Source organism: Microbacterium meiriae (assembly GCF_025143875.1).
Classification (GTDB): Bacteria; Actinomycetota; Actinomycetes; order Actinomycetales; family Microbacteriaceae; genus Microbacterium; species Microbacterium meiriae.
Genome location: NZ_JAMBDU010000002.1, coordinates 97,626 through 119,314 on the forward strand (window position 1 = coordinate 97,626; position 21,689 = coordinate 119,314).

Consider the following 21,689-nt stretch of genomic DNA (forward strand, 5'->3'; position numbering starts at 1 on the left):
TCATGTCGACCGCTCTTCCCGAGGTCGAGGAGACCACAGACCTGTTCGCTGCTCCGCTGGAGCCCTGGGAGGTCGTCGTATGGAACGACCCCGTGAATCTGATGAGCTACGTCATGCGCGTCTTCCGCACCTACTTCGGCTACACGACCGAACACGCCACCCGCCTCATGCTCGCCGTTCATCACGACGGCCACGCGATCGTCGCCACCGGCCCGCGAGAGACCATGGAGGTGCACGCTCAGGCGATGCACGACTACGGACTCTGGGCGACCGTCAGGAAGGCCGCATGAACACCACGCCGATCACCGTCTCCGTCGCCACGATCGAGGGGATGCACCTGGCCCGACTCGTCGATGACTTCATGGAGGTGCTGCGGGACTCCGAACAGGACGACCCGGGGGTGGCCCGGCTGACCCCGAACGCCTACCCGGACGACGACGATGCGTCGGCCGCATTCGCCTCCGCCACGCGCGCGGACCTCCTCGACCGGCGGTTGCACGACGCCCGCACGGTTCGCGCATCGCTGCAGATGTTCGACCCCGACGCCGAGGTGACCGATGCCGATGCCCGGATCCCTCGCGATGTCGTGGTGCGCCGTGACCACGTGGACGCCTGGCTGCGCACCCTCACCGCCATCCGCCTCGTGATCGCGACGCGCCTCGGCATCACCGACGACGAGCCCGACGTCGGGGGCGATGGCCAAGCGGTGTACGACTGGCTGGGATACCGCCTCGAGCTCCTCATCGAAGCCGTGGACGAGAGCGACGCCGACGCCCTCCGCTGAGCGCTCTCAGGGAACCTCGACGACTCGGGTGGCGAGTTCGCGGGGGCTGTCCCGCTCGACGTGACGGCGCTCCTGCGCCGCCCAGCGGTCCCAGTGCGGGCGGTAGGTGTCTCCGTCCCGGGCGAGCGCCCGTGACTTGCGTGAGTGTTCCCCGGACTCCACCCAGACGCGGACATCCGCCAGCCGTGCCGTGGACGGACGCAGGATCCCGCTGCCTTCGACGATGACCCCGAGCGCGGGATCGACCGCATGCGTCTCCGCCTCCTCGCCGCGCTCCCAATCCCAGCGACGCCAGGCGCCGAGCAGGCCGCGTCCGTGCGGGCGGAGGATGCCCTCCAGCGCCTTCTCCGCGCCCCCGTCGAGTCCGTCCCAGCCCGGGTACAGCGAATCCAGCGCGATGACCTGCACGCGGCCGGCAACCGGCCAGGCATGTGCCACACGCGCAGCCAGAGAGGTCTTGCCGGCACCGCTTCCCCCGTCGATGATCACGACAGGATTGGACGCCGCGAGTGCGCGGACGTCCTCGACGATCAGTGTCGCGGCGTGCGAGAGAGCAGCTGCGACCGCGTCGTCACTTCTTGAGGGCACGGATGATGCGCGTGAGTGCCCGACCTGTGACCCAGACGAAGGGCACGGCCACGACCAGGAGCGTCACGATGTTCGGCTCGAAGCGCAGTCCCTCTTCGCGACGGACGTAGACACCGACCGGGACCGACACGCCGCCGCCCCCGCCGCCTTCTCCTCCGTCGCCGCTGGCGCCGCCGAAGCCCGCGTAGGTGAACGCCACCGGAGTGACGGTGACACCGTCGATCTCCTGCGGCTCCCCGTATGCGCTCTTCACGCCGAAGGACGCGACCTGATTCCCGAGTTCCAGTGCAATGTTCGGCATGTTCCCACGGTAGCCGACGGCGGCCTCCGGCGCGCGGTCAATCGACGCCGTGATCCTTCGGATGGCGAGCGGCACCTCGTCCTTCACCTCGTCCGATGTGGCGCGCTCTGCTGATCGTCGCCGAACCGAACCGTGCCATGGCCTCGTCGACCGCCCCCTCGACCTTGCGCCAGCCCTCGTCGTCATCCCAGAGTGCCAGCGCGCTACCTCCCGCAGGCCGGAGGTTCTCGGCGCGGACTCCCACGAGGCGGATCGGGTCGCGACGCTCGATGAGCGCGAACAGACCCTGCGCCGCCTCGCCGATGCGCTGTCCGACCGCGGTGGGTTCGCTCAGCGTCTGCGATCGGTTGACGGTCCGGAAGTCGTCGAAGCGGATCTTGATCGCGACCGTGGAGGTCTCCCACCCGGCCCGACGCAGACGGGCGCCCACGCGATCGGCGAGCCGGAGCAGTTCGGCGCGGAGGAACGCTCGATCCGTGATGTCCTGGTCGAACGTCTCCTCGTGGCCGATGCTCTTCTCCACGCGCTCGGTGTCGACGGCGCGGGGGTCCTCTCCCCGGGCGAGCTGCGCGAGCCGCGTGCTGAGCGCCGGCCCGACAGCCCGGTCCAGCATCTCCGGCGGCGCCGTGCGCAGGTCGTCGATCGTGCGGAGGCCGCGGGCTTCCAGAGCTTCCGCCGCCTTCGGCCCCACTCCCCACAGCGCCCGCACCGGGCGCGGCGCGAGGAACGCGAGAGTGTCGTGCTCGGCGACCACGAGCATTCCGTCGGGCTTTGCCATGGTCGATGCCATCTTCGCGACGTGCTTGGTCGCGGCCACGCCGACGCTGCAGGTGATGCCGACCTCGGCGAGGACGCGCTCGCGGATCTGGGCGGCGATCCGGGCGGGACTCCCCCACAGCCGGCGCACACCCTGCACGTCGAGGAAGGCCTCGTCCACCGACAAGGGTTCCACGAGCGGCGTGAACGACTCGAAGATCGCCATCACCTGCCGCGAGACCTCTTGATACCGAGAGAAGTGCGGCGGGACGATACGTGCGGTGGGACACAACCGCAGAGCCTGCGATACGGGCATGGCGGAGCGCACGCCGTAGCGCCGTGCTTCGTAGGAAGCGCTGGAGACCACCGATCGTCCGTCCGGGGATCCGATGATCAGCGGCAGCCCGCGAAGACCCGGATCATCCAGCACCTCGACGGCGGCGTAGAACGCATCCATGTCGACGTGGAGGATCCGCGTCCCGGAATCGTCGGCGTCGGCCGAGGACACCATGCGGCCTCTGCCATCACCGTGTCCCATGAGTCCATTGTCCCCCGGGCCGCCGACACGGCGGCCCGGGGGCGAGAATCACTGCGCGGCGCGCTCGAGGATGAGTTCGCGGACGCGTGCGGCGTCGGCCTGGCCCTTCATGGCCTTCATGACCGCGCCGATGATGGCACCGGCCGCCTGGACCTTGCCATCCTGGATCTTGGCCATCACGTCGGGCTGCGCGGCGAGAGCCTCGTCGATCGCCGCGATGAGGGCGCCGTCGTCCGAGACCACGGCGAGACCACGGGCGTCGACGACCTCTTGCGGCGTGCCTTCCCCGGCGATCACGCCCTCCAGCACCTGGCGCGCGAGCTTATCGGTCAGCGTGCCGGCATCGACGAGCTGCTGCAGTGCGGCGACGCTCTCCGGGCTGACCAGGTCGACCGCGTCCTTCTCCTGCGCGTTGGCGAGGCGGGTGATCTCCCCCGTCCACCACTTCCGTGCCGCGGCGGGCGTGGCCCCGGCGGCGATCGTGGCCTCGACGACGTCGAGCAGACCGCCGTTGCGCACGTCCTGGAACTCCAGCGGGGTGAAGCCCCACTCGTCCATGAGCCGGCGACGGCGGGCGACGGGCTGCTCGGGCAGCGCCGCACGCAGCTCCTCGATCAGCTCACGGGGAGGCTGCACCGGAAGCAGGTCGGGCTCGGGGAAGTACCGGTAGTCGTCGGCGTCCGACTTCGGACGGCCGGGAGAGGTGGTCCCGGTGTCCTCGTGCCAGTGCCGCGTCTCCTGGGTGATGGTGCCGCCGTCGGCGAGGATCTGCGCCTGGCGCTGGATCTCGTACCGCACCGCACGCTCCACCGAGCGCATCGAGTTGACGTTCTTCGTCTCGGTGCGCGTGCCGAGCTTCTCCTCGCCACGAGGACGGAGAGACACATTGGCGTCGCAACGGAGGTTGCCGCGCTCGAGGCGAGCCTCGGAGATCCCGAGCCCGCGGACGATGTCGCGGATCGCGGCGACGTAGGCCTTGGCGACCTCGGGGGCCCGGTGATCGGTGCCGAAGATGGTCTTCGTCACGATCTCGACGAGCGGGACACCGGCACGGTTGTAGTCGACGAGCGAGTACTCGGCACCCTGGATACGCCCGGTCGAGCCGCCCATGTGCGTGAGCTTGCCGGCGTCCTCCTCCATGTGCGCGCGCTCGATCGGGATCGTCACCATCGTGCCGTCCTCGAGCTCCACCTCCACCGAGCCCTCGAAGGCGATCGGCTCGTCGTACTGGGAGATCTGATAGTTCTTGCCGAGGTCCGGGTAGAAGTAGTTCTTCCGGGCGAAACGGCTGGACTCGGCGATCGAGCAGCCGAGCGCGAGGCCGAGGCTGATCGAGGATCGGATGGCCGTCTCGTTGACGACCGGCAGCGAACCGGGCAGACCCAGGTCGACCGGCGCGATCAGGGTGTTCGGCTCCGCCGCGTGGTACGCCTCGTTCGCGGGGTTGGGCGCGTCGGAGAACATCTTCGTGTTCGTGTTGAGCTCGACGTGCACCTCGAATCCGAGGACCGGCTCGAACATCTCGAGCGCCTTGTCGAAGTCCATGAGCTTGGCAGCGGCCATCAGCGCGCGCCTCCTTCCAGCTGGGGGGCACGGGACAGCAGCGGCGCGCCCCAGGAGTCCACGAGCAGCGTCTCGAGGGCGGCGCCCACGCGGTACAGACGAGCGTCCTCCCGCGCCGGGGCGAGGAACTGGATGCCAACGGGCAGGCCGTCGTCGTCCGCAAGACCACTCGGGATCGAGATGCCGGGGACACCGGCGAGGTTCGCCGGGATCGTCGTGATGTCGTTGAGGTACATCTGCAGCGGGTCGTCGATCTTCTCACCGAGCTTGAACGCGGTGGTCGGGGCCGACGGGGTCGCGATGACGTCGACATCGGCGAAGGCCGCGGCGAAGTCCTGCTGGATCAGCGTGCGGACCTTCTGCGCGCTGCCGTAGTACGCGTCGTAGTAGCCCGCCGACAGCGCGTAGGTGCCGAGGATGATGCGGCGCTTGACCTCGTCGCCGAAGCCGGCGTCGCGCGTGGCGGACATCACGTCCTCGACGGTGGGGTTCCCGGCCGGGGTGACGCGGAGACCGAAGCGCACCGAGTCGAACTTGGCCAGGTTGCTCGAGGCCTCCGCCGGCAGGATCAGGTAGTAGGCGGCCACGCCGTACTCGAAGTGCGGCGCACCGATCTCCACGATCTCCGCGCCCTGCGCCTCGAGCAGCGCCAGCGCGCTGCGGAACGACGCCGCGACGCCCGGCTGGAAACCGCTGTCGGGGAGCTCGCGGATGACGCCGACGCGCAGACCCTTGAGGCCGTCGCCGCGCGCACCCTCGCGTGCGGCCGCCGCGAAGGACGGCCACTGCTCGTCGAGCGACGTGGAGTCCTTCGGGTCATGGCCGCCGATCGCGTCGTGCAGCAGACCGGCATCGAGCACCGTGCGGGTGACCGGGCCGACCTGGTCGAGGCTCGACGCCAACGCGATGGCGCCGTATCGGCTGACACCGCCGTACGTCGGCTTCACGCCGACCGTTCCGGTCACGTGCGCAGGCTGACGGATCGATCCGCCGGTGTCGGAGCCGAGGGCGAGCGGGGCCTCGAAGGCGGCGACGGCGGCGGCAGAGCCCCCACCCGAGCCCCCGGGGATCCGGTCGAGATCCCAGGGGTTGCGTGTCGGGCCGTAGGCGGAGTGCTCCGTCGACGAGCCCATCGCGAACTCGTCCATGTTCGTCTTGCCGAGCGGGATGAGTCCGGCGGCACGGGAGCGGGCCACGACCGTCGCGTCATACGGCGAGCGGTAGCCCTCGAGGATCCGCGAGCCGCTCGTGGTCGGCTGATCGGTCGTGACGAGGACGTCCTTGATCGCGAGCGGGACACCGGCGATCGGCCCGAGGTCCTCCCCCGCGGCACGGCGGGCGTCGATGTCGGCCGCGGCCTCGAGCGCGTGCTCGTTGACGTGCAGGAACGCGTGCACGGCGCCGTCGACCTGGGCGATGCGGTCGAGGTGCGCCTGCGTGGCCTCGACGCTGGAGACCTCGCGCGTCGTGAGCTTGTCGGCGAGCTCCGCCGCCGTCAGTCGGATGATGTCGCTCACTGCTCTTCTCCCAGGATCGCGGTGACGCGGAACCGGCCGTCGGCCTGGTCCGGGGCGTTCTGCAGCACCTGCTCGTGCGTCAGCGTCTCGCCGACCACGTCGGGACGGAACACGTTGCTCAGCGGGATCGGGTGGCTGGTCGCGGCGACATCGGCGGTCGCGACCTCGGACACCTTGGCGATGTTGTCGACGATGGCGTCGAGCTGGCCGGTGAGCCGCGTCACCTCGTCGTCGTTCAGCTGGATGCGCGCGAGCACGCCGAGATGGCGCACAAGATCAGGGGTGATTTCAGACACGCTCCCCAGTCTAGTTGGCGAGCCGCCCGCCGCTCGGTGCGGCGCGGCCCGCCTAAGCTGGGCGCGTGAGCACGTTCCAGCCCCCTCGCCCGTGGATCGCCAGCTACGCCGACGGCGTCCCGGAGGACCTCGCCCCCGTCAGCGGCTCCCTCGTGGACATCGTCGCCGCGTCGGCGCGGGACTATCCCGATGCCCCGGCCCTGCAGTTCTTCGGCAGGGAGACCACCTACGCACAGCTGCAGGAGGCGATCGATCGCGCCGCCGCGGGGCTCCGGGATCTCGGCGTGCGCGCCGGCGACCCGGTCGCCATCGTCCTGCCGAACTGCCCCCAGCACATCGTGGCGTTCTACGCCGTGCTGCGACTCGGAGCGGTCGTGGTCGAGCACAACCCGCTCTACACCCCCCGCGAGCTGCGCAAGCAGTTCGAGGACCACGGCGCCAAGCACGCGATCGTCTGGAACAAGGTCGTGGCGACGGTTCAGGAGTTCCCGAGCGACCTGGCCGTCTCGACGCTCGTGTCCGTTGACGTCACTCGCGCCATGCCCGCACTCACCCGCTTCGCGCTCCGGCTGCCGGTGGCGAAGGCGAGGGAATCGCGGGCGGCGCTGACCGAGCGCGTCCGCGGCACCGTCCTCTGGGAGTCGGTGGTCGCCGGTGCCCCGATCCCCGCCTCGCATCCGCAGCCCGGCACGGACGACCTGGCGATCATCCAGTACACGTCGGGGACCACGGGCACGCCGAAGGGCGCCGCCCTCACCCACCGCAACCTCCTCGCCAATGCGGCACAGTCCCAGGCCTGGGTCCCATCCATCCAGCGCGGCAAGGGCTGCGTCGTGTACGCCGTGCTGCCCATGTTCCACGCCTACGGCCTGACCCTCTGCCTCACCTTCGCGATGTCGATGGGGGCGCGCCTCGTGCTGTTCCCGAAGTTCGATCCCGATCTCGTGCTGGACGTGGTCAAGAAGCACCCGGCGACGTTCCTGCCGCTCGTGCCGCCCATCGCCGACCGGCTGCTCGCGGCCGCCAACGCCAAGGGCGTCTCCCTCGACGGCATCGAAGTGGCGATCTCCGGCGCCATGGCGCTGCCGCACGAACTCGTCGTCCCGTTCGAAGCCGCGACGCACGGCTATCTCGTCGAGGGCTACGGTCTGAGCGAGTGCTCCCCCGTCCTCATGGCGAACCCGGTGGCCGACAACCGTGTCCCCGGCACGGTGGGCCTCCCGCTCCCCGGGACGGAGTGCCGCGTCGTCGATCCGGAGAACCCCACCGAGGACGTCCCGGCCGGTTCCGCCGGCGAGCTCGTCGTGCGCGGCCCTCAGGTCTTCTCCGGGTATTACGGAAAGCCCGAGGAGACGGAGGCCGTGTTCGTCGACGGCTGGTACCGGACCGGCGACATCGTCACGATCGACGACGCCGGATTCGTGCGGATCGTCGACCGGATCAAGGAGCTCATCATCACGGGCGGCTTCAACGTCGCCCCCACCGAGGTCGAGAACGCGCTGCGCCAGCATCCGTCGGTCGTCGACGCTGCGGTCGTCGGACTGCCCAGCGACCACTCGGGCGAGGAGGTCGTGGCGGCGATCGTCGTCGACCCCGGGGCCGATGTCGATGTCGAGGCGATCCGCGAGTACGCCCGCAGCATCCTCACGCCGTACAAGGTGCCGCGCCGCGTCTTCGTCGTCGACGAGCTGCCGACGTCGCTGATCGGCAAGGTGCTCCGCCGGCAGGTGAAGGAGAAGCTGCTCGCCCTCACCTCGGGCGTCTGACCCGGTCGCACAGGAAGCGGGTCGCCGGGCGCGCTACCCTTGGGAAGTGACCCCTGAAGAAGTGACCCCTGAAGAAGTGACCCCCACCGACGCCCCTGACGAGTCCCCCGCAACCCCCGGATTCGAGGACCTCGGCATCACCGGGCCGGTCCTCAAGGCCATCAAGGATCTCGGTTACGAGACCCCCTCGCCCATCCAGGCCGCGACCATCCCGACGCTGCTCGCCGGCCGCGATGTGGTCGGCATGGCGCAGACCGGCACCGGCAAGACCGCCGCCTTCGCCCTCCCCGTGCTGGAGCGGCTCGACGTCACGCAGAAGACGCCGCAGGCCCTCGTCCTCGCCCCGACCCGCGAGCTCGCGCTGCAGGTCTGCGAGGCCTTCGAGTCCTACGCGTCGCGCATGAAGGGCGTGCACGTGCTCCCCGTCTACGGCGGTCAGGGCTACGGGGTGCAGTTGTCCGCGCTTCGCCGTGGCGTGCACGTCGTCGTGGGAACCCCCGGCCGCATCATGGACCACCTCGCCAAGGGCACGCTCGACCTCTCCGAGCTGCAGTACCTCGTGCTGGACGAAGCCGACGAGATGCTGAAGATGGGCTTCGCCGAAGACGTCGAGCAGATCCTCGCGCAGACGCCGGAGGAGAAGCAGGTCGCCCTGTTCTCGGCGACGATGCCCGCGCAGATCCGCCGCCTCGCGCAGCAGTACCTCCGCGACCCGGAGGAGATCACGGTCAAGTCCAAGACCGCGACCAACACGAACATCACCCAGCGCTACCTCGTCGTCTCCTACGCGCAGAAGGTGGACGCTCTGACCCGCATCCTCGAGGTGGAGAACTTCGACGGGATGATCGTCTTCGTCCGCACGAAGAACGAGACCGAGACCCTGGCCGAGAAGCTCCGCGCCCGCGGATACTCCGCCGCCGCGATCAACGGCGACGTGCCGCAGGTGCAGCGCGAGCGCAGCGTCAACCAGCTCAAGGACGGCAAGCTCGACATCCTCGTCGCCACGGACGTCGCCGCCCGCGGCCTCGACGTCGAGCGCATCAGCCACGTGGTCAACTTCGACATCCCCACCGACACCGAGTCGTACGTCCACCGCATCGGACGGACCGGGCGGGCCGGCCGGACGGGTGACGCGATCAGCTTCATCACCCCGCGCGAGCGCTACCTGCTCAAGCACATCGAGAAGGCCACGCGTCAGCAGCCCACGCAGATGCAGCTCCCGAGCACCGAGGACGTGAACACGACGCGGCTCGCCCGCTTTGACGACGCCATCACGACCGCGCTCTCGGAGACGACGCGCATCGACGCGTTCCGCGACATCATCGCCCACTACGTGCGGCATCACGATGTGCCGGAAGGCGACGTCGCGGCCGCTCTCGCCGTGGTCGCCCAGGGCGCCACGCCGCTGCTCCTCGACCCCGCCCAGGACGCCCTGTCGCAGGCGGTGGCCGCCGACAACCGCCCGCCGCGCGAGCGGCAGACGCGGGAGCCGCGCGAACCCCGGGAGCGTCGCGGCCGCGGCGACTACACGCCGTACCGCATCGAGGTGGGTCGCCGGCACCGCGTCGAGCCGCGACAGATCGTGGGCGCGCTCGCGAACGAGGGCGGTCTGGGCCGCGACGACTTCGGGGCGATCAACATCCGTCCCGACTTCTCGATCGTCGAGCTTCCGGCGAACCTCGACCCCGCCGTCCTCGACAAGCTCCGCAACACCCGTATCTCGGGACGACTGATCGAGATCGCTCCCGACCGTGGCCCCGGGGCGCGACGCGGGTCGTCCTCGCGCGACGGCGACGGCCGTGGTCGCCCGACCCGCTACGACAAGAGCGACCGCGACGAGCGCCCGGCGCACGGCGACCGCGAGGAGAAGCCCTTCCGGAAGCCCCGTCACAAGGCCTGAGCGGACCGACGATGCGCATCGACCGCGCCGGCAGGGAGGATCTCCCCGCGCTCGCCCAGCTCAAGTGGCAGGACGTGCCGAGGGACTTGACGGCCGGTCGATCGCTCGACACGTACACCGCGGAACTCGGCGACTGGTGGCAGGCGCACGCCCGCACCCACGTCGCCTTCGTCGCGCGCGCCGAGGAGGATGACCGTATCGTCGGTGCCGCCTGGGTCGCCCTCGTGCCGCGTGTGCCGCGGCCCGGGGCGGTCGATCGCATCTCCGCGGACATCCAGAGCGTCTTCGTCCTCCCGGAGCATCGAGGGCGCGGAGCGGGCCGCGGCCTCGTCGCCGCCGCCTGCGCGCACGCCGTGTCCGTCGGTGCCGAGCGGATCACCGTGCATTCGAGCGAGGCCGCCGTGGGTCTCTACCAGAAGCTGGGATTCGCGGACTCACCGCGGCTGCGACAGTTCCTCGCGCCCACCACGGCGGCCCCGGAGAGCGCCTGAGCCTCACTCCAGCGCCGCAGGGCCCTCCGTGACCAGCACGTGGAACTGCGCGGCGTCGAGGATGCGGACGCCGAGCTCCTCCGCCTTCGCGAGCTTGGAGCCGGCGCCGGGACCCGCGGCCACGAAGTCGGTCTTCTTGGAGACGCTCGAGGCCGCCTTGCCGCCGGCCTTGATGATCGCCTCCTGCGCGCCCTCGCGGGTGTAGCCGTCGAGAGATCCCGTCGCGACCACCGTGAGGCCTTCCAGCACTCCCCCGGCGGCGACAGCTGCTCCCGGCCCGGGGTGGCCCGGCGTCGCCCACTGCACGCCCGCATCCGTCCACTGCCGGACGATGTCCTGGTGCCAGTCGACGTCGAACCACGCGAGCAAGGAGTCGGCGATGATGCCGCCCACGCCCTCGACCGCGGCGAGCTCTTCCCGCGATGCCTCCCGGATCGCGTCGAGCGACCCGAACCACTGCGCGAGCGCCCGCGCCGCGACCGGTCCGACGTGGCGGATGTTGAGGGCGACGAGCAGCCGCCAGAGGTCTTTGGTCTTCGCCTTCTCCAGCTCCGCGAGCAGTGTCAGCGCCTGCGAGGACGGCTGCGGACCTTCCAGACCCGACTTCTTCTCGGCGGCGGTCGGGTTCCGTCGGAACGGCGCGCGCGTCTTCACGAGGCCGTCCTCGTCCTCGCGCGGCAGACCCGTCTCCGCATCACGCATGACGACCTCGATCGGCACGAGCTGCTCCAGCGTGAGGGCGAACAGCCCTGCCTCCGTGCTCAGAGGGGGCTCGGCCGGAGTCGTGGGCTGGGTCAGGGCCGCCGCGGTGACCTCGCCCAGGGCCTCGACATCGAGGGCGCCGCGGGAACCGATGTGCTCGACGCGTCCGCGCACCTGCGCAGGGCACGACCGCGCGTTCGGGCACCGGAGGTCGATGTCGCCCTCCTTCATGGCGCGCAACGGCGTGCCGCACTCGGGGCAGTCGGCCGGCATGACGAACTCCCGCTCCGTCCCGTCCCGCTTCTCGACCACGGGGCCGAGCACCTCGGGGATCACGTCGCCCGCCTTCCGGAGCACCACGGTGTCGCCGATGAGCACGCCCTTGGCCTTGACCACGTCCTTGTTGTGGAGCGTGGCCTGACGGACCACGGATCCGGCGACGTGAGCCGGTGCCATGACCGCGAAGGGAGTGGCGCGACCGGTGCGCCCGACGGAGACGACGATGTCGAGGAGCTTCGTCTGCACCTCCTCCGGCGGGTACTTGTAGGCGATCGCCCAGCGGGGGGCCCGGCTCGTGGCCCCGAGCTCGTCGTGCAGGTCGAGCTCGTCGACCTTGACCACGATGCCGTCCAGTTCGTGCTCGATGTCGTGCCGATGCTCCCCGTAGTGCTCGACGAAGGCGACGACGTCGTCGATGCTGCGGCACACCTTGGTGTGCGGGCTCGTCGGCAGCCCCCAGGCGGCCAGCAGCTCGTAGACCTGGCTCTGCGCCGCGACCGGCGGGTTCGTCCAGGCGCCGATGCCGTGCACGTAGAGCGCGAGCGACTCGATGCGCAGCAGGCCCGCTTCGAGCTCCAGGCCGTCCTTCTTGTCGATCTGCTGACGCAGGCCGCCGCTGGCGGCGTTGCGGGGATTGGCGAAGGCCGGGAAGCGCCGCGCCGCCGCGGTGCGCGCCTTCTCCTCATCGAACGGCCTCTTCGCGCCGCCCCTGGCCTCCCACCGCGCGAGGGCGTCGGCATACGCGCGGTCGCGGAAAGCCGCCTGCGCCGCGTTCAGGCGCTCGAACGCGGCGACGGGGATGAAGACCTCTCCGCGGACCTCGACGATCGGCGGGTGTCCCTCCCCGGCGAGCCGCTCCGGGATCTCGGGGAGCCGGAGCGCGTTCTCGGTGACGATCTCGCCGACCCGCCCGTCACCGCGGGTCGCGGCCGACGTCAGGACGCCGTGCTCGTATCGCAGATTGATCGCGAGCCCGTCGATCTTGAGTTCGGTCAGCCAATCGACGTCGCGCCCGGCGGCCGCCCGCGTCTTCTGCGCCCACTCCCGCAACTCCTCGATCGAGAAGACGTTGTCGAGGCTGAGCATGCGCTCGGCGTGCTCGATGGTCGCGAGCCCTGTCGCCTCGGCCGCGCCGACCATCTGCGTCGGCGAGTCCTGACCCTGGAGCTCGGGGTGCAGGCGCTCGAGCTCTTCCAGGCGCCGCATCCAGCCGTCGTACGTCGCGTCGTCGACGAGCGACGTGTCGCGCCCGTAGTACGCGTCCTTCGCCTCGAGGATGCGGGTGGTCAGCTCCTCCGCCTCGCTGCGGGCGTCTTCCAGTGAGATGTTCTCCGGCACCCCGCCAGTCTAGGAGCGGGGACCGACATCCACCCGGATCAGACGCCGACCGGAACGGCGGAGACGGTCGTATCGATCGTGAACTGCCCGAGCACACGTGTGCCGACGTAGAGCACGGCGGTCTGTCCCGGAGCGACGCCGTCGAGCGGAGTCTGCGGCACCACGCGAACGCCCTCCGCGGTCACGGTGGCCGTGGCGGGCACCGGCTCGGCGTGCGCGCGGATCTGCACATCGCACGCGAACGTCGACGCGGCAGGTGCGGCGCCGGCCCAGCTGAAACGCTGCCCCGCGATCTCGGCGATCGCCAGGGCCTCCTTGGGGCCGACGACCACCGTGTTCGACACGGGACGCACCTCGAGGACGAAGCGGGGCTTGCCGTCCGGCGCCGGGACACCGAGCTTGAGCCCGCGCCGCTGGCCGACGGTGAACGCGTGCGCGCCCTCGTGCGCGCCGACGACCGCGCCCGTGCGATCGACGATCTCACCGGTGGCCGTGCCGACCTTCTCGGCCAGCCACCCCCGGGTGTCGCCGTCGGGGATGAAGCAGATGTCGTGACTGTCCGGCTTCTGGGCCACGCTGAGACCGCGCTGCGCCGCCTCCGCCCGCACGAGGGCCTTCGACGGCGTGGTCCCGAGCGGGAAATAGGTGTGCGCGAGCTGGTCGGCCGTCAGGACACCGAGCACGTAGGACTGGTCCTTCGCGTTGTCCGAGGCCCGGTGCAGCTCGAGACCCTCAGGACCGTCCACCAGGGTCGCGTAGTGTCCGGTGCAGACGGCGTCGAAGCCGAGCTCCAGGGCGCGCTCCAGCAGGGCCGCGAACTTGATCTTCTCGTTGCACCGCATGCACGGGTTCGGAGTACGACCGGCGCGGTACTCCGCGACGAAGTCGTCGATCACGTCATCCCGGAAGCGCTCGGAGAAGTCCCACACGTAGAAGGGGATGCCCAGGAGGTCGGCGGCCCGGCGGGCGTCCAGCGCGTCCTCGATCGTGCAGCAGCCTCGACTGCCGGTGCGCAGGGTCCCCCCGGCGCGGGAGAGCGCCAGGTGCACGCCCACCACATCGTGCCCCGCCTCGACGGCCCTGGCGGCCGCGACGGCGGAGTCCACACCGCCGCTCATGGCCGCAAGGATTCGCATGGGTCCAGTCTACGAGCGCTCGGCTGCACGGGCCCCGGATGCCCGGGCGTAGGCATCGCCGATCGCCCCGAGCACCGCGTCGACGTCGGCGTCCGTCGAGGTCCGGCCGAGAGAGAATCGCAGCACGCTCCTGGCGTCCGACTCGCTGCGCCCCATCGCCATCACGACGTGCGAGGGCTCGGCGACCCCCGCCTGACAGGCGGATCCCGTGGAGGCCGAGACCCCGGCCACGTCCAGCAGGAACAGCAGGCTCTCCCCCACGGCACCGGGGAAGAGCAGATGCGCGGTCCCGGGAAGACGGTGATCGGGGTCGCCCAGGAGCTCGGCCGTCGGCACCCGCGCACGGACCCCCTCGACGAGACGGTCGCGCAAGCGGCCCACCCGGACGGTCTCGGCGGCCCGCTCCCGTTCGGCGAGCTCGAGCGCGGTCGCCAGTGCCGCGGCTCCCGGCACATCCTGCGTACCCGCACGCAGACCCCGCTGCTGGCCCCCGCCCCGCAGAAGCGGGGTCAGTCGGGCGGACCGAGCGACCACCAGCGCACCGACGCCCACGGGCGCGCCGACCTTGTGACCGGCGACGCTGAGCGCCACCAGGCCCGTCCCCTCGTCCGCACCGCCCCTCAGCTCCCGGAACGACAGCGGGAGGTGCCCGAGCGCGGCGACCGCGTCGAGGTGCAGCGGCACTCCGGCATCGGCGGCGGCCGCGGTCAGAGCCGCCGCGTCGTTGACCGTCCCGGTCTCGTTGTTCGCGACGAGCGCGGTCGCGAACGCCGCACCGGGCAGGGCCGACGCGAAGCGGCTTCCGTCGATGCGCGCCTGGGCAGAGAGAGGAACAGCGCGCACCTCGGCTCCGTCGGAGACGAGGGCGGCGACCGTGTCCATCGTCGCGTGATGCTCACCGTCCGGCACGACGACCGCCGAAGAGCCCGGACGACGCGAGCGCCACAGGCCCTGGAGAGCGAGGTTGATGGACTCGGTCCCGCCGGAGGTCAGCACCACCTCGATCGGGTCGGCCCCGAGAACCGCGGCCACGCGTTCCCTGGACTCCTCCAGCACCCGGCGCGCATCCTGCCCTGCCCCGTGCGTCGACGAGGCGTTGCCGACGATGACGGACGCCTCCAGCCACGCGTCCCTGGCCTCCGGGCGCAGCGGGGTCGTCGCCGCGTGGTCGAGATAGTGCCGCATACGTCGATTCTCCCCGATCCGCGCGGCGGACGCTCCGTCTGCGCGTGAGACCGGGTGCGTCCTGTCATGAGACTGAAATGCAACACGTTTAGGGTGTATCCATGCCTTCGTCCCCCGCCTCCGTCGTGCCCGGTGGGGCGACCCTCGACGATCTCGGCGTTCGCCTGCACGACGACGTCGGCACTCTCCGGGTCTGGTCGCAGAACGCCTCGGCCGTCGAGCTCGTCGTGTTCGACGCCACGGACCTCGACTGGGTGGTCGACCAGGCGGCGCTGGAAAGGCGGCCCGGAGGGGTCTGGGAGGTCACGACGCCGTTGCTCCAGCCGGGCGTGCGGTATGCCCTCCGGGTCGAGGGACCGCACGGCCCCGGCAACACGTTCAACCCCGAGACGCTGCTCCTCGACCCGTACGCGCGTGGTCTCGCCCAGGGCCACGGCTACCAGGAGTGGCGCGGCGTGGTCATCGAGGACGGCTTCGACTGGGGCGACTCCACCAAGCCGCGGGTCCCGGCCGACCGGACCGTGATCTACGAGGGCCACCTGAAAGGGCTGACCAAGCGTCACCCCGACATCCTGCCGGCGCTGCACGGGACGTATGCGGGCCTCGCGCATCCCGCCATGATCGCGCACCTCCGCACGCTCGGGGTGACCTCGGTGGAGCTGCTCCCCGTCCACGCGTTCGTCCCGGAACCCCGACTCCTCGAGCGTGGTCTGACGAACTACTGGGGCTACAACACCCTGAACTTCTTCACACCGCACGCCGCGTACGCCACCGAGGGCGCGCGCAAGGCCGGGCCCGAGGCGATCATCGCCGAGTTCAAGGGCATGGTGCGGCTGCTGCACGAAGCGGGTCTCGAGGTGATCCTCGACGTCGTGTACAACCACACATCCGAGGAGGGGATCGGCGGCCCGCGGTCCAGCCTCCGCGGCCTCGACAACGCCCGGTACTACCGGCAGGACGACGCGGGCGTCTACATCGACACCACCGGATGCGGCAACACGCTCAACACCGCCACCGAGGCCGGGGCGCGCCTCGTCGTGGACTCCCTCCGGTACTGGGCCGAGGAGATGCAGATCGACGGATTCCGTTTCGATCTGGCCACGGCGATCGCCCGCGACGGCGCGCACACCTACACCCCCGACCATCCCCTTCTGCAGGCGATCGCCGCCGACCCCGTGCTCGCGGAGACCAAGCTCATCGCGGAACCCTGGGACGTCGGTCTGGGCGGCTGGCAGACCGGGAACTTCCCCTCGGGCTGGCATGAGTGGAACGACCGTTACCGCGACCGGGTGCGCAACTTCTGGCTCAGCGACATCGACTACGCCCGGCGGGCCTCGGCACCGGTGGGGATCGGCGGTTTCGCGACACGTCTGGCCGGCTCATCCAACACCTTCAGCGAGGATCGGGGACCGCTCGCGAGCATCAATTTCGTCACCGCGCACGACGGCTTCACTCTCCACGACCTCGTGTCGTACGACGTGAAGCACAACGAGGCCAACGGCGAGCAGAACCGCGACGGCGCGGATCTGAACCGGTCCTTCAACCACGGCGTGGAGGGCCCCACCGACGATCCGATGATCCTCGCCGCCAGGCGGAAGGCGATGCGCAACCTGCTCGGCACCCTGCTGCTCTCGGCCGGCATCCCGATGCTCACCGCCGGGGATGAAGTGGGACGGACGCAGCGGGGCAACAACAACGCCTACGCGCAGGACTCTCCGTTGTCCTGGCTCTCCTGGGAGTTCGAGCCGTGGCAGGAGGACCTCCGCGCCCACGTCGCGCGCCTCCTCCGGCTCCGTGAGGAGAACCCCGCGCTGCGCCCGAGCCGGTACGCGCGCCTCGGCGAGCACATCCCGAACGCGTCGGTCATGGACTGGTACGACCAGGACGGCGCGACGATGGAGCCGGCCCAGTGGACGGACCCCGGCAACCGCACCCTGCAGTACGTCGCCGCGTCCACGCCGGACAAGGAAGCCGCGAACCGGATCCTGCTGATCGTGCACGGCACGGAGGCTCCGATCGACGTCCGGCTCCCGGAGGACATCGACGGCGCCACCCGGTTCGTCTCGCTCTGGTCGAGCGCGGATGAGCGGCCGTCGGACGCCGAGGAGACCTTCGTACCGGGCGAGGTGCTGCCGATCCCCGGCACCTCGATGCGCCTGTTCCGCGTCGAGTGATAGCACGGTTCGCCGCCCTGGTCGAGCGGTAGGTTCCCGCACGCCCGACCGGTAGATTCGGCATGTGACTGCTCGTGCTGGAACCCGGCCCACGGCTCTGCGGAGCCCCGTTCAGATCCCGACGCGCGCCGCCGACGCGGACCGCCCCGGAGCGCTGCGCACGACGCGGATCCCGCTGCTCGACGGGAGCCCCGCGGTCCCCGGTGGCTTCCCGGCCAAGGCCTTCGCCGGCGAGGTCGTGCCGTTCCGCGTGGTCGCCTTCCGGGAAGGTCACGACCTCATCGGCGTGCACGTGCGGCTGACGTCCCCGACCGGCGAGGAGAGCCTGCACCGGCTCACCGCCCTCGCGGACGGCACCGACCGCTGGGAGGCGGAGATCGCCCTCGACGCGGAGGGCGTCTGGCACTTCCACTTCGAGGCGTTCTCGGACGACTTCGCCACCTGGGCGCACGCCGCGCACGTCAAGGTCGCCGCAGGCGTCGATGTGGACGTGATGGCCGCGCTCGGCGCGGAGCTGCTGCGGCGGGCCGCGGCGGAGAAGGATCGCCCTGCGGCACAGCGCACGCGCCTGCGCGTCCGAGCCGATGAGCTCCAGGCCGGCGACGCCACCACCACTGCGGCGATGGCCGTCGACCCCGAACTCGCAGCGATCTTCCGCGACCGCCCGGTCGCGACCCTCCGCTCCCTCTCCGCGGAGCAGGTCCTCCGCGTCGAGCGCACCCGTGCGGGCGTGGGCGCCTGGTACGAGTTCTTCCCACGCTCCGAAGGTGCCAGACGGCTCAAGGACGGCACGGTGCGCAGCGGCACGTTCCGCACGGCGGCGAAGCGCCTGCCCGAGGTCGCCGGGATGGGCTTCGATGTGATCTACCTCGTCCCGATCCACCCCATCGGCAGCACCAATCGCAAGGGGCGCAACAACACGCTCGTCGCCGAGGCGGGAGACCCGGGCTCGCCGTACGCGATCGGCGCCACTGAAGGAGGGCACGACGCCATCCATCCCGACCTCGGCACCCCGCAGGACTTCCGCGCGTTCGTGCGCGCCGCGCGGAAGGAGGGGCTGGAGGTCGCCCTGGATCTCGCGCTGCAGGCATCCCCCGACCACCCGTGGGTCCGCGAACACCCCGAGTGGTTCACCACCCTCCCGGACGGCAGCATCGCGTACGCGGAGAACCCGCCCAAGAAGTACCAGGACATCTATCCGCTGAACTTCGACAACGACCCGGAGGGCATCGCGGCCGAGATGCTCCGGATCGTCCGGCACTGGGTGGCCGAGGGTGTGCGGATCTTCCGCGTGGACAACCCGCACACCAAGCCGCTCCAGTTCTGGGAGTGGCTGATCGCGACGGTCAACGCGACGGATCCCGACGTCATCTTCCTCGCCGAGGCCTTCACCCGGCCCGCCGTGATGCGCGCGCTCGCCGCCGTGGGCTTCCAGCAGAGCTACAGCTACTTCACCTGGCGCAACACCAAACCCGAGCTGGAGGAGTTCCTCACCTCCATCTCCCACGAGACGGCCGACTACATGCGTCCGAACCTCTTCGTGAACACCCACGACATCCTCACCGAGTACCTCCAGTTCGGCGGACGCGCGGCGTATCGCATCCGCGCCTGCATCGCCGCGACGGCAGGGCCCGTGTACGGGGTCTACGCGGGGTACGAGCTCGTCGAGAACGTGGCTCGCCCGGGTTCCGAGGAGAACATCGACAACGAGAAGTACGAGTACAAGTTCCGCGACTGGGCGGGAGCCGAGGAACGCGGGGAGTCGCTGGCCCCGCTGCTCCGGCGGCTCAACGAGATCCGTGCGGCGCATCCCGCGCTGCGCCAGCTCCGCAACCTCGAGCTGCACTGGAGCGACGACGACGCCATCCTCGTGTTCAGCAAGCATCTCGACGCCGCCTTCACCGGTACCGGGAGACCGGACACCCTCATCGTCGTCGCGAACGTAGACCCGCACTCGGTGCGCGAGACCACCGTCCACCTCGACACCACGCGCTGGGGGGTCCCCCTGGGCGAGACCTTCGAGGTGGAGGATCTCCTGACCGGCGCTGTCTGGACCTGGAGCGATCACAACTACGTCCGGCTCGACGCCTTCGCCGAGCCCGTCCACATCCTGAAGGTGAGGGAGCGCGCATGAGCCGCATCGAGGACACCCCGAACGCCGAGTGGGAGGCCGTCGCGGCCGGTCAGCATCACGACCCGCATTCCCTGCTCGGCGCGCACCCCGCCAAGGATGCCGCCGACCGTACCGTCACCGCCATCCGCGTCCGCCGACCGCTCGCCGAGAGCGTCGAGGCCGTGTTCAGCGATGGAAGCCGACTCGCCCTGTCCCACATCGCGCACGGCCTCTGGGAGGGCACGCACCCCGGGCCGCCGCTCCCCTACCGCATCGCGACGCGCTACCGCGGCGAGGAGGAGATCGTCTCCGGCGACCCGTACCGGCATGCGCCGACACTGGGCGAACTCGACCTGCACCTCATCGCCGAGGGGCGGCACGAGCGTCTGTGGGAGGCGCTGGGGGCGCATCCCCGTACGCAGGGCGACGAACAGGGCGTGTCCTTCGCGGTCTGGGCTCCCGATGCCTCGGCCGTCCGGGTCGTGGGCGATCACAACGGCTGGAACGGCGAGAGCCACGCCATGCGCTCGCTCGGCGCCAGCGGCGTCTGGGAGATCTTCATCCCCGACCTGCCCGTCGGCACCCGCTACAAGTACCAGATCCGCACCCGGGGCGGCGCCTGGATCCTCAAGGCCGACCCGATGGCGCTGGCGGCGCAGGTGCCGCCGGAGACCGCGTCGGTCGTCACCGCCTCGTCCTACGCCTGGCAGGACGGCGCGTGGATGACCCGTCGCGCCGCCACCCATGCCGTCGCGCAGCCGCTGTCGGTGTACGAGGTGCACGTCGGCTCCTGGCGCGAGGGGCTGGGCTACCGCGAGATGGCCGATCCGCTGATCGCGCACGTGCAGGAGACGGGGTTCACCCACGTCGAGTTCATGCCGCTGGCTGAGCATCCGTTCGGCGGCTCGTGGGGCTACCAGGTCAGTGGATACTACGCACCGACGAGCCGGTACGGCTCCCCCGACGACCTGCGCTACCTCATCGACCGCCTGCACCAGGCCGGCATCGGCGTCATCATGGACTGGGTCCCCGGGCACTTCCCCAAGGACGCCTTCGCGCTGGCCCGCTTCGACGGCCAGCCCCTGTATGAGCACCCCGACCCCCGCCGCGGCGAGCATCAGGACTGGGGCACACTCATCTTCGACTACGGCCGGCCCGAGGTACGCGGCTTTCTCGTCGCCAACGCCCTCTACTGGCTGGACGAGTTCCACGTCGACGGCCTGCGGGTGGACGCCGTGGCGTCGATGCTCTACCTCGACTACTCGCGCCGGGAGGGCGAGTGGGAGCCGAACATCCACGGCGGACGCGAGAACCTCGAGGCGATCCGCTTCCTCCAGGAGGTCAACGCCACCGCCTACCGGCTCCACCCCGGCATCCTGATGATCGCCGAGGAGTCCACGAGCTTCCCCGGCGTCACGGCACCGACGGATCACGCCGGCCTCGGGTTCGGTTTCAAGTGGAACATGGGCTGGATGAACGACTCGCTCCAGTACATCGGACGCGATCCGATGTACCGCGCGCACCACGAGGGTGAGATGACGTTCTCGTTCGTGTACGCGTTCGGCGAGAACTATGTCCTGCCCATCAGTCACGATGAGGTGGTGCACGGCAAGGGCAGCCTGTTGTCCAAGATGCCGGGCGACCACTGGCACAAGCTGGCGAACGTCCGTGCCTACCTCGCCTACATGTGGGGGCATCCCGGGAAGAAGCTGCTGTTCATGGGACAGGAGTTCGGTCAGCTCGCGGAGTGGTCGGAGGGTCGGGAGCTGGACTGGTGGCTCCGTGACCAGCCCTCCCACGCCCAGCTGCAGGACTTCGTCGCCGCGATGAACGGGGTGTACCGGTCGCAGGCCCCCCTCTGGGAGCGCGACAACGACGGCTCCGGGTTCACCCGCCTCGGCGCCCCGAGTTGGGACCCGTCGGTCATCGCCTTCGAACGACGGGACGCGCACGGCGGGCGCCTCGTCGTCGTCAGCAACTTCGCCGGAGTGGAGCGCACCGGCTACCGTCTCGGGCTGCCCAGAGAGGGCGTGTGGCAGGAGATCCTGAACTCCGATGCCGTCGCCTACGGCGGACGGGGGTCGGGCAACCTCGGGATGGTGATCGCCGAGCCCGCGGACGCCGGCGCCCCCACGGCGTCGATCACGCTGCCCGCGCTGTCGACGCTCTGGCTCCGCCACCAGCCCGAGCCGCACGTGCCGACGGTGAACAACGGCTGACGGACGGCCGGCGACGATCGGTCTGCGCGGAGGAACGATCCCC

Annotated in this window: 17 protein-coding genes; 8 read left to right on the top strand and 9 right to left on the bottom strand. The window is 70.5% G+C overall.

Going from position 1 to position 21,689, the window contains the following annotated elements:
- Positions 1 to 2 precede the first annotated feature (2 nt).
- Together clpS and M4D53_RS01970 are read left to right on the top strand one after the other, a co-directional pair.
- On the top strand, positions 3 to 290 hold the full coding sequence (gene clpS / locus M4D53_RS01965) for an ATP-dependent Clp protease adapter ClpS (protein WP_259951715.1): 288 nt from the start codon (positions 3 to 5) through the stop codon (positions 288 to 290).
- Positions 287 to 784 (top strand): DUF2017 family protein, encoded by a 498-nt coding sequence (locus tag M4D53_RS01970; RefSeq protein ID WP_187664018.1) that lies wholly within the window; start codon positions 287 to 289, stop codon positions 782 to 784. Before clpS ends, M4D53_RS01970 begins: the two co-directional genes overlap by 4 nt.
- Before the next feature lie 6 nt (positions 785 to 790).
- Here M4D53_RS01970 and M4D53_RS01975 read toward each other — a convergent pair whose 3' ends face one another.
- From M4D53_RS01975 to gatC, 6 genes are read right to left on the bottom strand one after another with little or no spacing between them, the layout of a single operon-like run.
- Positions 791 to 1,372 (bottom strand): nucleoside/nucleotide kinase family protein, encoded by a 582-nt coding sequence (locus M4D53_RS01975; protein ID WP_259951622.1) that lies wholly within the window; start codon positions 1,370 to 1,372, stop codon positions 791 to 793.
- Positions 1,356 to 1,673: a hypothetical protein gene (locus M4D53_RS01980; RefSeq protein ID WP_071328758.1), complete on the bottom strand. Its 318-nt coding sequence runs from the start codon at positions 1,671 to 1,673 to the stop codon at positions 1,356 to 1,358. Before M4D53_RS01980 ends, M4D53_RS01975 begins: the two co-directional genes overlap by 17 nt.
- A gap of 37 nt (positions 1,674 to 1,710) precedes the next feature.
- Entirely contained in the window at positions 1,711 to 2,967 is a 1,257-nt protein-coding gene (gene dinB, locus M4D53_RS01985; RefSeq protein WP_187664016.1) for a DNA polymerase IV, read from the bottom strand.
- Between the two features lie 48 nt (positions 2,968 to 3,015).
- Positions 3,016 to 4,530: an Asp-tRNA(Asn)/Glu-tRNA(Gln) amidotransferase subunit GatB gene (gatB, locus tag M4D53_RS01990; RefSeq protein ID WP_259951623.1), complete on the bottom strand. Its 1,515-nt coding sequence runs from the start codon at positions 4,528 to 4,530 to the stop codon at positions 3,016 to 3,018.
- The gene (gene gatA, locus M4D53_RS01995) at positions 4,530 to 6,047 is read right to left on the bottom strand and encodes an Asp-tRNA(Asn)/Glu-tRNA(Gln) amidotransferase subunit GatA (protein ID WP_259951625.1); all 1,518 of its coding nucleotides are present in this window, start codon (positions 6,045 to 6,047) and stop codon (positions 4,530 to 4,532) included. The genes gatB and gatA overlap by 1 nt, the downstream gene beginning before the upstream one ends.
- Positions 6,044 to 6,343, bottom strand: a complete 300-nt coding sequence (gatC, locus tag M4D53_RS02000) for an Asp-tRNA(Asn)/Glu-tRNA(Gln) amidotransferase subunit GatC (protein WP_025103377.1) — start codon at positions 6,341 to 6,343, stop codon at positions 6,044 to 6,046. Before gatC ends, gatA begins: the two co-directional genes overlap by 4 nt.
- A 65-nt stretch (positions 6,344 to 6,408) precedes the next feature.
- Between gatC and M4D53_RS02005 the strand changes: the two genes are divergently transcribed.
- The 3 genes from M4D53_RS02005 to M4D53_RS02015 are packed head-to-tail and all read left to right on the top strand — an operon-like array spanning position 6,409 to position 10,500.
- The gene (locus M4D53_RS02005) at positions 6,409 to 8,109 is read left to right on the top strand and encodes a long-chain-fatty-acid--CoA ligase (RefSeq protein ID WP_187664013.1); all 1,701 of its coding nucleotides are present in this window, start codon (positions 6,409 to 6,411) and stop codon (positions 8,107 to 8,109) included.
- Positions 8,110 to 8,155: 46 nt separating this feature from the next.
- Positions 8,156 to 10,009, top strand: coding sequence for a DEAD/DEAH box helicase (locus tag M4D53_RS02010; RefSeq protein WP_396818887.1), 1,854 nt, complete (start codon positions 8,156 to 8,158; stop codon positions 10,007 to 10,009).
- A gap of 11 nt (positions 10,010 to 10,020) precedes the next feature.
- A complete protein-coding gene (locus tag M4D53_RS02015; protein WP_187664012.1) occupies positions 10,021 to 10,500 on the top strand; it encodes a GNAT family N-acetyltransferase in 480 nt (159 codons plus the stop codon).
- 3 nt (positions 10,501 to 10,503) lie between these two features.
- Here the strand turns inward: M4D53_RS02015 and ligA are convergent, their stop codons facing one another.
- From ligA to M4D53_RS02030, 3 genes are read right to left on the bottom strand one after another with little or no spacing between them, the layout of a single operon-like run.
- Positions 10,504 to 12,819, bottom strand: a complete 2,316-nt coding sequence (ligA, locus tag M4D53_RS02020; RefSeq protein WP_259951626.1) for an NAD-dependent DNA ligase LigA — start codon at positions 12,817 to 12,819, stop codon at positions 10,504 to 10,506.
- A 38-nt stretch (positions 12,820 to 12,857) separates the two neighbouring features.
- Complete coding sequence (gene mnmA, locus M4D53_RS02025) at positions 12,858 to 13,955, bottom strand: tRNA 2-thiouridine(34) synthase MnmA (protein ID WP_259951627.1); 1,098 nt, start codon at positions 13,953 to 13,955, stop codon at positions 12,858 to 12,860.
- Between the two features lie 9 nt (positions 13,956 to 13,964).
- Complete coding sequence (locus M4D53_RS02030; RefSeq protein WP_259951628.1) at positions 13,965 to 15,140, bottom strand: cysteine desulfurase family protein; 1,176 nt, start codon at positions 15,138 to 15,140, stop codon at positions 13,965 to 13,967.
- Between the two features lie 101 nt (positions 15,141 to 15,241).
- On the opposite strand from M4D53_RS02030, the gene glgX reads away from it, so the two are divergent.
- From glgX to glgB, 3 genes are all read left to right on the top strand, one after another.
- Positions 15,242 to 17,314 (top strand): glycogen debranching protein GlgX, encoded by a 2,073-nt coding sequence (glgX, locus tag M4D53_RS02035; protein ID WP_259951629.1) that lies wholly within the window; start codon positions 15,242 to 15,244, stop codon positions 17,312 to 17,314.
- Between the two features lie 64 nt (positions 17,315 to 17,378).
- Positions 17,379 to 19,448, top strand: coding sequence for an alpha-1,4-glucan--maltose-1-phosphate maltosyltransferase (locus tag M4D53_RS02040; RefSeq protein WP_259951630.1), 2,070 nt, complete (start codon positions 17,379 to 17,381; stop codon positions 19,446 to 19,448).
- Entirely contained in the window at positions 19,445 to 21,646 is a 2,202-nt protein-coding gene (gene glgB / locus M4D53_RS02045) for a 1,4-alpha-glucan branching protein GlgB (RefSeq protein WP_259951631.1), read from the top strand. Before M4D53_RS02040 ends, glgB begins: the two co-directional genes overlap by 4 nt.
- Positions 21,647 to 21,689 lie beyond the last annotated feature (43 nt).